Genomic DNA, 13,724 nt, shown 5'->3' with positions numbered 1-13,724 from the left:
CTCCAGGCCCACAGGCCTCCCGGCCCTACGCCTACCCGGTCAGCCCAGCCCCACGGCCTTCCCAAAGAGGCTGAAGCCGACGAATGCCACGATGTCCAGCAGCGCGTGGGCTATCACCAGCGGCAACACGCGCTTGGTCTTGGTATAAAGCCACGCGAACACCAAGCCCATGACCACGTTGCCGATGAACGGACCGAACCCTTGGTAGAGGTGGTAGCTGCCCCGCAGCAACGCGCTGACCACGATTGCCGCGGCTGTGCTCCACCCGAACTTGCCGAAACGGTCCAGCAGGTAGCCCACCACAATGACTTCTTCGACGATCCCGTGGCGGATGGCGGAGAGCACCAGCACAGGCACGGTCCACCAGTACGTGTCCAAGCCGCTGGGTATGATCGCCGTGGTGATGCCCAGCGCCCGGCCTGCGGCATACAGGCCAAGGGACGGAATCCCGATGGCCGCTGCCAGGCCGAGGCCTTGCAGCGCATCCTTGCCTGGCCGGGCGAAGTTGAAGCCAAGACGGGCAAATGCTGATCCTCCCGAGGCTTGGAGGGACAGGAAGTAGAAAACCAGGACCACCGGCACCAGGGCGAACAGGATGTCCAGCAATTGGTAGGTGAGGTCGAAGTACTCGCGCGTGCTTTGGGACCTGTTGAGCGTCGAGGTTGCCTCCGACAACGGCGCCCTGGTCATCTTGTCCAGGAGCTGGACCACCGAATACACGGCAGACTGGCCCAGCGAAAGACCCAGGACAATGAGTACTTCGGCGCGCAGGCGGCGTCGTGAGGCTAGGAGCATGTTCCTATCTTGCCTTCAGATCCTGTTGCTTCCCCGGGAGCTGTCAGTCCGCAAGGTGCGTGGCGGCGACGATGACCTCGGTCCCCTTGGCTTCAAACGCCGCGCGGTCTGCGGGCTTGATCCCGGAGTCCGTAATGAGGTGCCGGAACTCATAGCCGGCCATCGCGGCAAAGGCCCTGTGCCCCACCTTGGAGGAGTCAGCGAGCACGTAGGACTCCGTGGCCCTCCCCGCCATGACCGTATTCACCATGGCTTCGCCCTCATCGGTGATGGTGGGTCCCAGCTCCGGGTCCACTCCGTTGACGCCGATGAACGCGATGTCCAAGGCCACTTTCTGCATGATGACATCCGTGTAAGGTCCCACGAGTTCATAAGAACGCGGATTGAGGATCCCGCCGGTCACCATGATCTTGATGTGGGGCCGCACTGCCAGTTGCGCGGCGATGTTGATGGCGTTGGTGACCACCGTGAGGGTGGGCCGGTTGGAGGGGGCGTTGAGGTCCTCCCTGGTGGAGAGGATCTGGGCCAAGGCCGTGTTGGTTGTTCCCCCGCTGAGCCCGATGACGGCGCCGGGTCCGATCAGCTCGGAGGCCGCCTGGGCGATCGCCTGCTTGGCCTCGGCGTGGTCGTCACGGTTGTAACGGCCCGGAAGGTCATAGGCAACAGAGCCCGTGGTCGCCCCGCCCCTGGTCCGGCTCAGCAGGCGCTGCTTGGCCAGGCTGTCCAGGTCCCGTCGCGCCGTTGCCGGCGACACCCCGAGCCGGGTCACGATGTCCTCGACCTCGATCCGGCCGGACTCGGCCAGGAGGTCCAGGATGGCGGTCAACCGGTCGGTGCGGGTCATGACTAGCCTTTCACGGTCCGGCTATTTCGCCTTGGCGAACAGCGTGAGCATACGAGCAGATTCCAACACCAAGGCGTCCCGCCCTGCCTTGATGTACTTTCGGGAATCCACCACTGCTGGGTTGGCATCGAGGTACTCACGGACGGCGCGGGTAAAGAACCCGTTCAAATGTGTGGATACGTTGATCTTAGTCATACCAGCGGCAATAGCCGCTACGAGCGTCCCGTCTGTGACGCCGGAGGAGCCATGCAATACCAAAGGCTTCCCGATGGCGGACTTCAGTTTGGTGATCAGGTCCAGGTCAAGGACGGCGCGGCGTTCGGTCATGGCATGTGAGGAGCCCACCGCCACGGCCAAGGCGTCGACGCCGGTCGCGGCCACGAACGCTTCGGCTTCGGCGGGGTCGGTGCGGACCCCCGGGGCGTGCGCGCCGTCCTTGCCTCCTACCTCACCCAGCTCTGCCTCTACGTAGACCCCGTGTTGGTGCGCGTAGGCGGCCACGCGCCTGGTGACTTCCACGTTCCAGTCGTAAGGGAGATGGGCGCCGTCGAACATCACCGAACCGAACCCAAGATCCACCGCTTCCAGCGCCAGGTCCTCGGATTCAGCGTGATCGAGGTGGACCGCAACGGGAACCGCGGCAGTCCGGGCAATGGAAAGTGCTGCCAGGCCGATTGCTTCGAGCCCGCCGTGGTACTTGGCGCAGTTTTCTGAAATCTGCAGGATGAGCGGCACCCCCGCTGCCTCCGCACCTCCCACCAGCCCCTCGGCCGTCTCCACGTGGATGACGTTGAAGGCGCCTTGGCCGGTCCCTGTGGCGGTGGCCCTGTTCATGAGTTCCCGGGTGTTGACCAGGGTCACGGGACCTCCTTCCATGTCACGATGAGTTGGTCTTGGAGTTCCTGGTACCGCGGCGAGATTTCGCCAGCGGCGGGCATGAGCACGGCCGCGGCGGACCACGCGGTGGCCCGGCGGAGGATTTCCCGCGGTTCGGTGATGCCTTCGGCGAGCGCGACGGCGGCAGCGGCCACACCGGCGTCGCCCGCCCCTGTGGGGTTGCCGCTGAGCGCCTCCGGCAGGCGGGCGCTCCAGTATCCGCCCGGGGCGGCGTGGTCGAAGGCGAGCATGCCGTCCGCGCCGGCGCTGACGAGGACCGTGCGGGCACCCATGTCGATCAGGGCGAGGGCGGCAGCTTCGAGGCTGGGCTCCCCTGTCGCTTCGGCAAGTTCATGATGGTTGGGCTTAAGGATGTCGGCGCCGGCTTTCGCCGCGGCGATGATGCCGGGACCGGAGGTGTCGATGATTGCCGGGATGCCGGCGTCGTGGGCCAGTCGCACCAGCTCCGGGTAGAAATCCTCGGGAGCACCCGGCGGCAGGCTTCCCGAACCGACCAGGACGGAGGCCGGCAGGTTGCGGTTGCCGCTCACGGCCTCAACGACGGCGACCCGCAGTGAACGCCACTCGTCCGGCAGAAGGGCCTGGCCTTCCTCGTTGAAGATGGACGTCTCCCCCGCGACCGTATCCACCAGCGCGATGCTGCGGCGGGTTTCGGCGGCGACTGCCACCAGAGTGTGCGGAACACCGCTGGTCCACAGTTCGGCCGCGAGTGTCTGCCCTGCCGCGCCACCTGTAGGTGCAATGGCGAGTACGGGGTATCCCAGCTGGTGGGCGACCCGGGCTACGTTGATGCCCTTGCCTCCAGCACGGCTCAAGGGCGTGGGAACCCGGTGGCTGGCACCCTCGGTGATCCCGTGCACGGTGTAGGTCATGTCGATGGCCGGATTGGCAGTCACCGTAATAATGCGGTTCACGCTGGCTCGTTTCATGGGGTGCCTCCCAGAAGGGCGCGGGCATTCAGTGCGGCACCGAGCAAACCGGCGTCCTGTCCCAGCTGGGCACGGATGAGTTGGGGCCTGCGCTGGAAGTCCAGGATGGCGTCCACCCGTTTCCGGAGTGGCTCGAGCAAGTCGTCGCCTGCTTCAGCCAGCCCTCCACCGACCACAACGGCTTCGGTTCCAATAATGTTCACGCATTGGCAGATAGTGAAGGCCAGGGCATCAACGGCATCAGCCCAGACACGGGCGGCAACTGCATCTCCGGCGTTTGCCCGGAGCAGCACGCCGCGTGCACCGTCCACCCGGATTCCCGATTCCCGGTGGTAACGCTTGGCAATCGCCCCTGCCGAGCCCACTGCTTCCAGGATGGTGGAGCCTGCGGCGTCGGGGTCCGGAACCTGGGCGTGGCCGAGCTCGCCGGCGAAACCGCCTGCGGTGACAGCCTTGCCACCCGAGAACACTGCTGCCGCAATCCCTGTCCCGACCACCATCACTACAACGTCGTTGAATTCCTTGGATCCGCCAAAGCTGTGCTCAACCGCGGCCGCGGAGCGGACATCGTGATCGAACGCAACGGGGATGCCAAGCCTTTTTGTGGCTTCGGCCGTGAAAGGGAAGTTGCGCCATCCAAGGTTGGCGGAATAGATTCCCACCCCCGCTACGGAGTCCACGATTCCCGGGACGATGATGCCTGCTGCTTTGGCGGGCGCTTCAGGAAATTCCGATGCCAACTCGGCTTTTAGCTCAGCAAGCCTGTCCAGGACGGCTTCGCCGGGTCGGGCAGGGTCCAACGGCGTGGGGACGCGGCGCATGCCCAGGACCTGCCCCTTGGCATCCACCACGCCGGCCTTGATGTCCGTCCCGCCAACGTCGAAACACAAGACCGCTGATTCTGCGGTTCCGAGAACCATGACTGGTTGCCTAGGCCGGGGCGTCGAGAATAACGGAGCGCGTCAGGTTTCGCGGCAGGTCCGGATTCAAGCCACGAACGCGCGCACGTTCCAAAGTGACCTTATGGACACGGACCAGTTCAGCCAGCGGATGCTTGTCCGTGTGGATATAAAGAGCGCCGGTGACGGCCATGTCGCTGTCCAAGCCTTCCGGCTGGGCACCGAACAACCACGTGACGCGCCCCGGTGCCGCGATGGAGATGGGGCCATGGCGGTACTCCATGGCGGGGTAGGACTCGGTCCACCCCTGCACGGCTTCGCGCATCTTCAAGCCGGCCTCGTGGGCCAGCCCCACTGTCCAACCGGTGCCGAGGAAAGTGAATTGCTCTGCATCCAGAAGTTCCCGGGAGACCGGCGCTGCCACGGCGCCACAGGCGTCATCAATTGCTTGCTGAACGTCGATGCCAAGGCTGGTGAGCATGTAGACCAAGGCCGTGGTGGCGAAGCGGGTCTGCACCACCGAGCGTTCATCGGCGTAGTGGAGGTCCACCACGGTGTCTGCCAGCCCGACGATCGGCGAGGAGGTGTCGCCGATGATGGCTACGGTGGGGACATTCCCCTGCAACTCAGCCAGAATGCCGAGCACCTCCGTGGTGGTGCCGGAACGGGTGATGGCCACAACAGCGTCGTACTTCCGCCCGGGGCTGTTGCTGTTCAGGAATGCTTCCGACGCGGCGAACGCGTCCGTCACGCCTTTGCCCGCGCTTTCCCTGGCAGCGGCATAGCTCTGGGCCATGAACCATGACGTGCCACAGCCAATGACGGCGACCCGTTTGCCGTCCTCCGGCAGGAAATGCTCGGTGCGGGCTTGTTCCATGGCACGCTGCCAGACCTCGGGCTGGGAAACCAGCTCTTCTTCCATGAAGGCGCCCAGCATGTTCTCGCTCATCGTAAGTTTCCGCCCCTGCTCATCTAATGACGTTTTCTGATCTATAAAAACACTAAACGATCATTTTCGATCTAACAAGGATCATTGGCGGGGATGGGACCGCCCCTTCGGTGCGCATCATCGGCCAGCAGTCCGGAAAGCAAAAGAGGGGCTGCGTTCCACCCGGAACACAGCCCCTCTTTGTTGTACTTCTGAATCGTCCTCAAACAGCCTGCACGCCGGCCCGCCACACCGAATGCGTCAACGGAATCCCGGGACGGTACGCCAGATGCGTAGCCGAAGGAGCCTTCAGCATGTGCAAATCCGCGCGATGACCGACGGCGAGCGAACCCACCGCCCGCTGACCGTCGACGTCATTCCCTGACTCCCTGCCAAGCGCCAAAGCGCCGCCGTAGGTCGCCGCCCGGACCGCTTCATGGACGCTCAAGCGCATCTGAAGCACAGCCGTGGTGACGCAGAACGCCATGGACGTGGTGTAAGACGTGCCGGGGTTGCAGTTCGCCGCCAGCGCGATCTGCACGCCCGCGTCGATCAACTCACGGCCGGGCGCCAAGGGCTGTCGTGTGGAGAGATCGCAGGCGGGAAGGCAGGTAGCCACTGTGCCGCGCGTGCCGGTACCGGTGGCCGGGTTCCAATGGGCCCACGCTTCGGCGAGCGCAAGCACGTCCTTGTCCGAAAGGTAGTTCACGTGGTCCACGCTCGCGGCGCCGAACTCGACGGCCAGCGCCACCCCCGGCCCTTCGCCCAACTGGTTGCCATGGACGCGCAATCCCAAGCCCGCATCCTTGGCGGCCTTGAGGACGCGCCGGGACTGGTCCTCGGTGAAAGCGCCCTGCTCACAGAAGACGTCCGCCCAACGGACATGCGGCAGGACGGCGTCGAGCATTGGTCCGCACACCAGGTCCGTATATTCTTCCGGGTCCGCACCCGCCGGCACCAGGTGTGCGCCGAGATAGGTGACCTCGTCCACCAGCTCCGCCGCGATGCGGGCACTGCGTTCCTCGTTCGCCACGTCCAGCCCATAGCCGGTCTTGCTTTCGAGGTACGTGGTCCCTTGGGAGACGGCCTCGTGGACCCGCTCCCTGACCAGGCCCGCCAGCTCGGCATCGCTGACACTGCGCGTGGCGCCCGTGGTCACCGCAATCCCGCCCGCGGTGTAGCTCGCCCCCGACATCCGGGCTTCGAACTCCGCTGTGCGGTCCCCTGCGAAAACCAGATGGGAATGCGAATCGACCCAGCCCGGCAGGACGGCGCGGCCACCGGCGTCGACCCTTTCATCTGCGGCGGGAGCAGCAGCGCTGGACCCGATCCAGGAAATCCGCTCGCCTTCGAACACCAGGGCTGCGTCCTTCAAGACCCGATGCTCCAGGTCCTGGGTCATCAGCTCCCCGATGTTGGTGATGAGTGTGCTGGCTGGGGTTGTTCGGCTCATGTCCCTATTGTTCAGCGCCGGATGGACCAGCGGACGGCAGCCAACTGTTCAGCTGTCCGGGATTCCGGACTGTCCCCCATGATGATGGCGGCGGCCAGCTCGGCTATTGCCGAGGAGGTCTGGAAGCCGTACCCGCCCTGGCCGGCAAGCCAGAAGAAACCTTTGGCCTCGGCGTCGAACCCCACCACCGGGACGCCGTCAGCTGCTTCCGTCCGGAGGCCGGTCCATGATCGGTCCGTGCCCTGGATGCCCAGGGTGGTGACCGAATTCAGCACGCTGATGAGTTTGTCCACGTCGCCCGCGTAAGGTTTGGCATCTTCGGCACCGCTTGGCACATGCTCCGACGGCGAGATGAGAACCTGCTGACCTTCCGGGCGGAAGTAGAAAGAATCGTCCGCGGCGCACACCATAGGAGTTTGCGGCGCGAGCGGCGTCTGCACGTTGACGATCGCCGCGGTCCGGCGGTAGGGCTGCAAGCCCAGTTTCTCCACGCCGCTGATGACGGCCAGTTCGTCAGCCCATGCACCCGCGGCATTGACAACGACGGCGGACTGGAAGGCCTCGACGCCGGCGCCCACCTCCCAGCCGCTTCCCAGTCGCTGCGCGGAATGGACCCGCGCGCCGGTGATGATGTCGACGCCGGCAGCCTCGGCCTTTTGGCGGTGGTCCTCGAGCAACAGCGGGGCATTACAACCGAAGGAGCCGCTGTCCAGTCCGGCTGCAGTGAAGGAACCCGGCTTGAGGACGGGACACAATTCGAGCGCCTCGGCGTGCGGAATCGGCGTCATGTTCCCGCTCGCTTCGGCCCGAACGGTTTCTTCATCGCCCACCAGCATGAAGCTGCGCGGCGTCAGGACGGGTTCCGGGGCGTCGTCGTCCCTGGCCTTCAAGAGTTCCAAGGTCCGCATGGTCAGTTCCTGCACCACGGGCGGGCCATAGCTGGGAATCAGCTGGCGGGCGGATCTGGAGGAGGTATGGAAGGCCAGCTCCTGTTCAGCTTCCAGAAGCGCCACCGAACACTTCCCGGCCAGCGCCGAAGCGAGGGACAAACCGGCGATTCCGCCGCCAACGATCACAACGTCATAAATCGAAGCCATGGGACCATCCTCTCTCACATCCCACCCCAAAACCCCCACCGCTCTATCACATCCCACCCCAAAACCCCCACCGCTCTATCACATCCCACCCCAAAACCCCCACCGCTCTGCCACATCCCACCCCAAAACCCCCGTCGCTCTATCACTCTCCTGAAGAAAGTTGGGAGCGACGGGAAGTGACAGAGGGACGCCAAAAAGGGGGCGGGAAGTGATAGAGGAACGCCAAAAAGGGGGCGGGAAGTGATAGAGGGACGGGTGGGGCGTTTAGGCGACAGCGACCGCGGCGCGACTCTTGACGAACGCCTGAACGCAGGCCTCGACGTCGTCCGCGCTGTGGGCGGCAGAAAGCTGGACGCGGATGCGGGCGGCCCCCTTGGGCACCACGGGGTAACTGAAGGCAGTCACGAAAACGCCGTTGCTGAGCATCTCGTCGGCAATCCGGGCCGCGACCACGGCGTCGCCGAACATGACCGGGATAATGGCGTGTTCGCCGTCGAGCAGCTCGAAGCCTTCCTCGCTCATCCGGCGGCGGAACAGCGCGGCGTTTTCGAAGAGCTTGGTGCGCAGCTCCCCCGAGCCCTGGACGAGCTCGATCGCTTTGATGGTTGCCGCAACGATCGCCGGGGCAAGCGAGTTGGAGAACAGGTAGGGGCGTGCCTTTTGACGGAGCATCGCCACGATTTCGCCGCGGCCGGAAACGTAACCACCGGAGGCGCCACCCAGTGCCTTGCCGAATGTGCCCGTGTAGATATCCACGCGCCCGGAAACCCCGGCGTGCTCCGGCGTGCCGGCACCAGTGGGGCCCATGAAGCCGACTGCGTGGGAGTCATCCACCATGACCAGCGCGTCATGCTTCTCGGCGAGGTCGCAGATGGCCTCGAGAGGGGCGAGGTAGCCGTCCATGGAGAACACCCCGTCGGTGACGATGATCTTCCGTCGCGAACCGGAGGCTTCCAGCAGCTTGGCTTCGAGATCAGCCATGTCCCGGTTGGCGTAGCGGAAGCGCTTGGCCTTGCTGAGGCGGATGCCGTCGATGATGGACGCGTGGTTCAGGGAGTCGGAAATGATGGCATCGTCCGGCCCGAACAGGGACTCGAAGACGCCGCCGTTGGCGTCGAAGCAGCTGGAGAAGAGGATGGTGTCCTCGGTGCCCAGGAACTGCGAAACACGGGCCTCGAGTTCCAGGTGAAGGTCCTGGGTTCCGCAAATGAACCGTACGGAAGCCATGCCGAAGCCGCGCTCGCCCATTGCCGACTTGGCCGCGGCAATGATGTCCGGGTGGTCGGCCAGGCCCAGGTAGTTGTTGGCGCAGAAGTTCAGGACCTGGTTGGCCGGCTGCCCCAGCTGGCCCGCTGCGATGTGGCTGGCCTGCGGCGAATCGATGTGGCGTTCGGTCTTGAAGAGTCCGGCACTCCGGATCTCGTCCAGTTCGGCCTGAAGTTGGTCTTTGATGGCTGAATACATGGTGCTCCTCAGTCTTTCCGGGGTCGAATGCGGTGCGGGGCGGTTACAGTTCAGTCCAGTCAAGGACCACTTTGCCGCCCACACCGTTGCGGGCGATCTCGAAGCCCTTCTCCCACTCAGTGGCGGGCAGCTTGTCCGTGACGACGGCGGAGATGCTGCGGTGAAGTACGGGGTTGGAAGAGAGCATGGCGCTCATCGCGTACCAGGTCTCGAACATTTCACGGCCGTAAATGCCCTTGAGGGTGAGCATGTGGGTGACAACCTTGCCCCAGTCGATGTCGATGGATTGGCTCGGAAGGCCAAGCATGGCGATGCGTCCGCCGTGGTTCATGTTGTCGATCATCTCAGGCAGTGCCGTGGGGTGTCCGGACATTTCGAGTCCGATGTCGAAGCCTTCGCGCATGCCCAGTTCCTGCTGCGCTTCACGGACGCGCATCTTGGAAACATCGACGGCGAGGTCCACGCCCATCCGGCGGGCCAGCTCAAGCCGCGGAGCGGACACGTCCGTGATGGCAATTTTCCGGGCGCCAGCGTGGCGGGCGACGGCGATGGCCATCAGGCCGATGGGCCCGGCACCGGTAATGAGGACGTCCTCGCCCACCAAGGGGAAGCTCAGCGCGGTGTGTACTGCGTTGCCGAAGGGGTCGAAGATGGCGCCGAGTTCAGGGGTAACGGACTCGTCGTGGTGGACCCAGACGTTGGTTTCCGGGATGACGACGTATTCGGCGAAGGCACCATCGCGCTGCACGCCGACGGAAACAGTATGAATGCACATCTGGCGGCGTCCGGCACGGCAGTTGCGGCAGATTCCGCACACCACGTGGCCTTCGCCGGAGACCCTGTCCCCTACTTTGACGTCGCGGACGGCCTCGCCGATTTCCACTACTTCGCCGTAGAACTCGTGGCCGGCGATGAGGGGCGTTTCGATGATGCCCTGCGCCCAGGCGTCCCAACTCTGGATGTGGAGGTCGGTGCCGCAGATGCCGGTGGTCATCACACGGATCTTGACATCGCCGGGACCCGCCTGGGGCTCTGGACGTTCGACGAGTTCGAACCCTGCGTGTGGTCCGGATTTGTAGAGAGCCTTCATGGAATTCCTCACTGCCAGGGCTGCTTCGCTGCTGCTGACTTCTATTAGAGCCTCGCCAACGATTTAGCACAATTAGAATCTTCTCAATCAACGATTTAGGATTTGCTAATGGAAATTCACCAGCTGCAGATGCTTCGCGAACTCGGCGACCTGGGCAGCGTCAAGGCCGTCGCAGACACGCTCATGGTGACGCCCTCAGCCGTATCCCAACAGCTCGCGCTGCTGCAGAAATCAGTCGACGTGCCGCTGACGCGCAAGGAGGGCCGCGCCCTGGTGCTGACCGACGCCGGCCGCGTCCTCGCCGAGGCGGGCGCCGCCGTCGTCAACGCCATGGCGGATGCGCGGGCGGCGATTGGCGCCTACCACGACGCCCCGGACGCGCCCGTCAGCGTCAGCGCCTTCCATAGCGCCGGGCAGGCGCTGTTCGCTCCCCTGGCAGCGCTGCTGGCTTCGAAAACAGAGTCCGACGGCGGGAAGTCACCCCGCCTGCGCCTCGCAGACGAGGACGTGGCCCAGGAGGATTTCCCGGGGTTGGCAGCGCGCTACGACCTGGTCCTCGCCCACCGCATGGACAACAGCCCGCCATGGCCCGAAGACAAAGTTGCTGTTATTCCGCTGGCCGATGAACCCCTGGATGTCGCTTTGCCGGCAGGACACCCGCTGGCTTCGCGGCGCCAACTGGGTCCGTCCGACGTCGTGGATGAACCGTGGGTGACCAGCCGCGATGGCTATTCGCCCGCGGACGTCCTTGCCGCCGTCGTTGCCGTGAGCGGGCGGCCTGCCGAGGTGCTGCATCGCATCAACGACTATTCGACCGTGGCGGCGCTGGTATCTGCCGGTGGCGCGATCGGTCTGCTGCCGCGGTTCACGGCACGGCGGGTGCTGGACGCCGGGGTGGTGCTGCGTCCACTGTCGGGCGTGAATTCGGTCCGCAAAATCGACATCCTTGCACGGCCCGAAACGCTCAAACGGAAATCGGTCATGACGGTTTGCGAGTCACTTCAAACCGTCATGACCGGGCTCTCCTCACCCAAGTAGACCGCAGTTGACGGCGTGGTGAGCGGGCTGGCCGGCGTCGAAGTACGCCACCAAATCGGCCGGGAGCTCCGGTACCTCCCGGGCCGAGCCGTCACTGCGCAGCGATTCCGTGGCGAGGATGCCGGCCACTACTGCCTGCCGGGCGGCAACCGGGCTTGTCCGGGTCCGGCGGCCTTCGGAGGCGAAGCGCAGGAACTCCCCGATCAGGAGAGGGTCCGCACCGCCGTGACCGCCTTCGCCGTCCTGAATGGGGATGACCTGGTCCGGCTCCGCGTAGCCGGAGGTCCGGCTGGTCCACACTTTGATGGTCTCCCCTGGCCCGTCGCCGAAGTTCTCGATCCGGCCTTTGGTGCCGATAACCGTGTAATTTCGCCAGTAATCAGGGGTGAAATGGCACTGCTGATAGCTGGCCAGGACGCCGTTGTCGAGCACCATGTTCATCATGGAGATGTCCTCGACATCAATGACCTTCGCCAGGTCTTTCTGCTCGGTGGGCGGCCAGTTGTCGATCGAGAACCAGTCCCCCATGCGCTTGCCGGTGTTATCACCGCGGTTGGCCACGTCACCATAGACTGCGAGGTCTCCGACGGCGGCAACCCGCTTGGTGTATCCGCCGGCCAGCCAGTGGATGACATCAATGTCGTGGGCACCTTTTTGGAGGAGAAGGGACGTGACGTTGGCGCGCTGGGCGTGCCAGTCCTTGAAGTAGAAGTCTCCCCCGTGGCCCACGAAGTGGCGGCACCAGACCGCTTTGACGTCGCCGATCCTGCCATCCTCGATCAGGTTGCGCATCTGGACCACCACAGGCATGTGGCGCATGTTGTGGCCTACGTACAAGCGGGTTCCGGTTTTAAAGGCCGTCTTCAGGATCAGGTCCGCAGCGTCCACCGTGATGTCCAGGGGTTTCTCGCAGAAAGTGGGGATGCCCGCCTTAAGCGTTCGGACGGCGACGGCCGCGTGCTGGTTGTCGGGGGTCAGGACGAGGACGGCGTCGATCCCGCTGTCCAGCAGTTCCTCCAGATCTCCGGTGATGCGGGCCGTCGGGATGCTGCCGGCGGCGTCTGCCCGGCCACGTTCACTGAGGTCGCAAACAACGGTGACTTCGGAGCCTTGGCCCGGCTTGTGGGCGTGCTTCCACAGCCCTGAACGCAAGCCGAAACCCACGATGCCGACCTTCAAATCCTTTTCCATGGCGTGTAATTTTTCCTTCTGCTGTTTTAGTTGAGTCTGGTTTCGGCATTTCGGTGCGGCGCCGATTCGCGCACGAACAAGTGCCAGGGGAAGTCGAGGACTCCGGGTGCCTCCGGGGCGGCGTGACCGGTTGCCCGCCGCAGGAGCAGCCGGGCGAGTTTGTCGAAGAAGTCAACGGGGCCCACAGTGCTCAGCGAGGGCGACATCCGTTCGCCTTCCACTGTGTTGCCCACACCGACGATGTCCACGTCTGTGCCCACGGCGAGGCCCAGGCGTTGGGCCGCGTTGATGGCGCTGACCGCGGCGTAATCCGTGGTGGCGTAAATGGCTGTGGGCCGGTCCGGCATGCTGAGCAGCCGTGTTGCCGCAGCGTAGGCTCCGGCGGTGGTGCCGTCGAACAGGCCGACGTAATCGTCTCTTTCCGGGATCTTCGCCGCAGCCAAAGCGGACGAGTAGGCCTGGTATCTGGTCCCGCCGGTCTTGCCTCCCGCTGATGCCGGGGTCAGGCAGGCAATCCGCCGATGGCCGTGGAGCAGATGCTCCACGGCCATGCGGCAGCCTGGTCCGGCGATGGAACGGATGACATCGAAGCCCTCCGCGGGCAACTCCTCGTCAAAGACCACCAGCGTGGTGCCGTGCCCGGCGAGCCGGAGCAGGGCTTCCCGCTGCTCAGGACGGACTGCGTCCACGAAGACCGCATCGGCATTGTGCGTGCCCAGAACCTTGACCCAGTCGGCGTCACCCAAGATCATCGGCGTGATGCCCAGTGGAGCTGACGCTTTCTGAACGGCCTCGATGACCGACAGCGACCAAGGGTCGGAGAGCATGGTCAGGGACAGGATCACCGTATTTGTCCGGCCCGTCCGAATGGCCCGGGCAGCCTGGTTGGGGCGGTAGCCGAGCCGCTCGGCTACCGCCTTGACCTTGTCCGCCGTCGCATCCGACACCCCGGGTCCGCCCTCACCGCGGCGACCGGACAGCACATAGGAAACCGTGGCTGTGGAAACGCCCGCGAGTTCGGCCACCATGCGGATGGTGGGCCTGACTCCTGTGGTGCCCGCTTTTGCCATGGTTCCCCTTGCTGTGTTCTTCGCGTCCG

13 protein-coding genes are annotated in these 13,724 nt (G+C 64.7%); 1 reads left to right on the top strand and 12 read right to left on the bottom strand.

Going from position 1 to position 13,724, the window contains the following annotated elements; translation table 11 throughout:
* Positions 1–39: 39 nt before the first annotated feature.
* The 10 genes from RI444_RS06625 to tdh form a co-directional block, all read right to left on the bottom strand.
* A complete protein-coding gene (locus tag RI444_RS06625) occupies positions 40–795 on the bottom strand; it encodes a CPBP family intramembrane glutamic endopeptidase (protein ID WP_207604935.1) in 756 nt (251 codons plus the stop codon).
* A gap of 43 nt (positions 796–838) precedes the next feature.
* Positions 839–1,639, bottom strand: a complete 801-nt coding sequence (locus RI444_RS06620; RefSeq protein ID WP_021472545.1) for a DeoR/GlpR family DNA-binding transcription regulator — start codon at positions 1,637–1,639, stop codon at positions 839–841.
* Between the two features lie 21 nt (positions 1,640–1,660).
* The gene (locus RI444_RS06615; RefSeq protein ID WP_179015414.1) at positions 1,661–2,515 is read right to left on the bottom strand and encodes a class II fructose-bisphosphate aldolase; all 855 of its coding nucleotides are present in this window, start codon (positions 2,513–2,515) and stop codon (positions 1,661–1,663) included.
* On the bottom strand, positions 2,497–3,465 hold the full coding sequence (locus tag RI444_RS06610) for a 1-phosphofructokinase family hexose kinase (protein WP_207604936.1): 969 nt from the start codon (positions 3,463–3,465) through the stop codon (positions 2,497–2,499). The genes RI444_RS06615 and RI444_RS06610 overlap by 19 nt, the downstream gene beginning before the upstream one ends.
* Entirely contained in the window at positions 3,462–4,385 is a 924-nt protein-coding gene (locus RI444_RS06605; RefSeq protein ID WP_021472542.1) for an ROK family protein, read from the bottom strand. Before RI444_RS06605 ends, RI444_RS06610 begins: the two co-directional genes overlap by 4 nt.
* Positions 4,386–4,395: 10 nt before the next feature.
* Entirely contained in the window at positions 4,396–5,313 is a 918-nt protein-coding gene (locus RI444_RS06600; protein ID WP_207604937.1) for an SIS domain-containing protein, read from the bottom strand.
* 202 nt (positions 5,314–5,515) lie between these two features.
* The gene (gene hutI, locus RI444_RS06595; RefSeq protein WP_179015421.1) at positions 5,516–6,745 is read right to left on the bottom strand and encodes an imidazolonepropionase; all 1,230 of its coding nucleotides are present in this window, start codon (positions 6,743–6,745) and stop codon (positions 5,516–5,518) included.
* A gap of 11 nt (positions 6,746–6,756) precedes the next feature.
* Positions 6,757–7,842: an NAD(P)/FAD-dependent oxidoreductase gene (locus RI444_RS06590; RefSeq protein WP_069694470.1), complete on the bottom strand. Its 1,086-nt coding sequence runs from the start codon at positions 7,840–7,842 to the stop codon at positions 6,757–6,759.
* Positions 7,843–8,106: 264 nt separating this feature from the next.
* On the bottom strand, positions 8,107–9,306 hold the full coding sequence (locus tag RI444_RS06585) for a glycine C-acetyltransferase (protein ID WP_179015422.1): 1,200 nt from the start codon (positions 9,304–9,306) through the stop codon (positions 8,107–8,109).
* A 43-nt stretch (positions 9,307–9,349) separates the two neighbouring features.
* Complete coding sequence (gene tdh, locus RI444_RS06580; RefSeq protein ID WP_021471366.1) at positions 9,350–10,396, bottom strand: L-threonine 3-dehydrogenase; 1,047 nt, start codon at positions 10,394–10,396, stop codon at positions 9,350–9,352.
* A gap of 108 nt (positions 10,397–10,504) precedes the next feature.
* Between tdh and RI444_RS06575 the strand changes: the two genes are divergently transcribed.
* Positions 10,505–11,434, top strand: coding sequence for a LysR family transcriptional regulator (locus RI444_RS06575; protein ID WP_021471367.1), 930 nt, complete (start codon positions 10,505–10,507; stop codon positions 11,432–11,434).
* On the opposite strand, the gene RI444_RS06570 is transcribed toward RI444_RS06575, so the two are convergent.
* Both RI444_RS06570 and RI444_RS06565 read right to left on the bottom strand, forming a co-directional pair.
* Positions 11,423–12,625: a Gfo/Idh/MocA family protein gene (locus RI444_RS06570; RefSeq protein ID WP_207604938.1), complete on the bottom strand. Its 1,203-nt coding sequence runs from the start codon at positions 12,623–12,625 to the stop codon at positions 11,423–11,425. The genes RI444_RS06575 and RI444_RS06570 overlap by 12 nt on opposite strands.
* Before the next feature lie 26 nt (positions 12,626–12,651).
* A complete protein-coding gene (locus RI444_RS06565) occupies positions 12,652–13,695 on the bottom strand; it encodes a LacI family DNA-binding transcriptional regulator (RefSeq protein ID WP_069696418.1) in 1,044 nt (347 codons plus the stop codon).
* Between the last annotated feature and the right edge of the window lie 29 nt (positions 13,696–13,724).

The sequence above is a fragment of the Paenarthrobacter sp. AT5 genome (assembly GCF_032764245.1).
Classification (GTDB): domain Bacteria; phylum Actinomycetota; class Actinomycetes; order Actinomycetales; family Micrococcaceae; genus Arthrobacter; species Arthrobacter ureafaciens.
This window is presented reverse-complemented; position numbering and strand designations above follow the sequence as displayed.

What these genes read in the sequence shown, in the direction of transcription:
- RI444_RS06625 (WP_207604935.1), bottom strand. Translation starts at nt 795, where the DNA reads ATGCTCCTAGCCTCACGACGCCGCCTGCGCGCCGAAGTACTCATTGTC.
- RI444_RS06620 (WP_021472545.1), bottom strand. Translation starts at nt 1,639, where the DNA reads ATGACCCGCACCGACCGGTTGACCGCCATCCTGGACCTCCTGGCCGAG.
- RI444_RS06615 (WP_179015414.1), bottom strand. Translation starts at nt 2,515, where the DNA reads ATGGAAGGAGGTCCCGTGACCCTGGTCAACACCCGGGAACTCATGAAC.
- RI444_RS06610 (WP_207604936.1), bottom strand. Translation starts at nt 3,465, where the DNA reads ATGAAACGAGCCAGCGTGAACCGCATTATTACGGTGACTGCCAATCCG.
- RI444_RS06605 (WP_021472542.1), bottom strand. Translation starts at nt 4,385, where the DNA reads ATGGTTCTCGGAACCGCAGAATCAGCGGTCTTGTGTTTCGACGTTGGC.
- RI444_RS06600 (WP_207604937.1), bottom strand. Translation starts at nt 5,313, where the DNA reads ATGAGCGAGAACATGCTGGGCGCCTTCATGGAAGAAGAGCTGGTTTCC.
- hutI (WP_179015421.1), bottom strand. Translation starts at nt 6,745, where the DNA reads ATGAGCCGAACAACCCCAGCCAGCACACTCATCACCAACATCGGGGAG.
- RI444_RS06590 (WP_069694470.1), bottom strand. Translation starts at nt 7,842, where the DNA reads ATGGCTTCGATTTATGACGTTGTGATCGTTGGCGGCGGAATCGCCGGT.
- RI444_RS06585 (WP_179015422.1), bottom strand. Translation starts at nt 9,306, where the DNA reads ATGTATTCAGCCATCAAAGACCAACTTCAGGCCGAACTGGACGAGATC.
- tdh (WP_021471366.1), bottom strand. Translation starts at nt 10,396, where the DNA reads ATGAAGGCTCTCTACAAATCCGGACCACACGCAGGGTTCGAACTCGTC.
- RI444_RS06575 (WP_021471367.1), top strand. Translation starts at nt 10,505, where the DNA reads ATGGAAATTCACCAGCTGCAGATGCTTCGCGAACTCGGCGACCTGGGC.
- RI444_RS06570 (WP_207604938.1), bottom strand. Translation starts at nt 12,625, where the DNA reads ATGGAAAAGGATTTGAAGGTCGGCATCGTGGGTTTCGGCTTGCGTTCA.
- RI444_RS06565 (WP_069696418.1), bottom strand. Translation starts at nt 13,695, where the DNA reads ATGGCAAAAGCGGGCACCACAGGAGTCAGGCCCACCATCCGCATGGTG.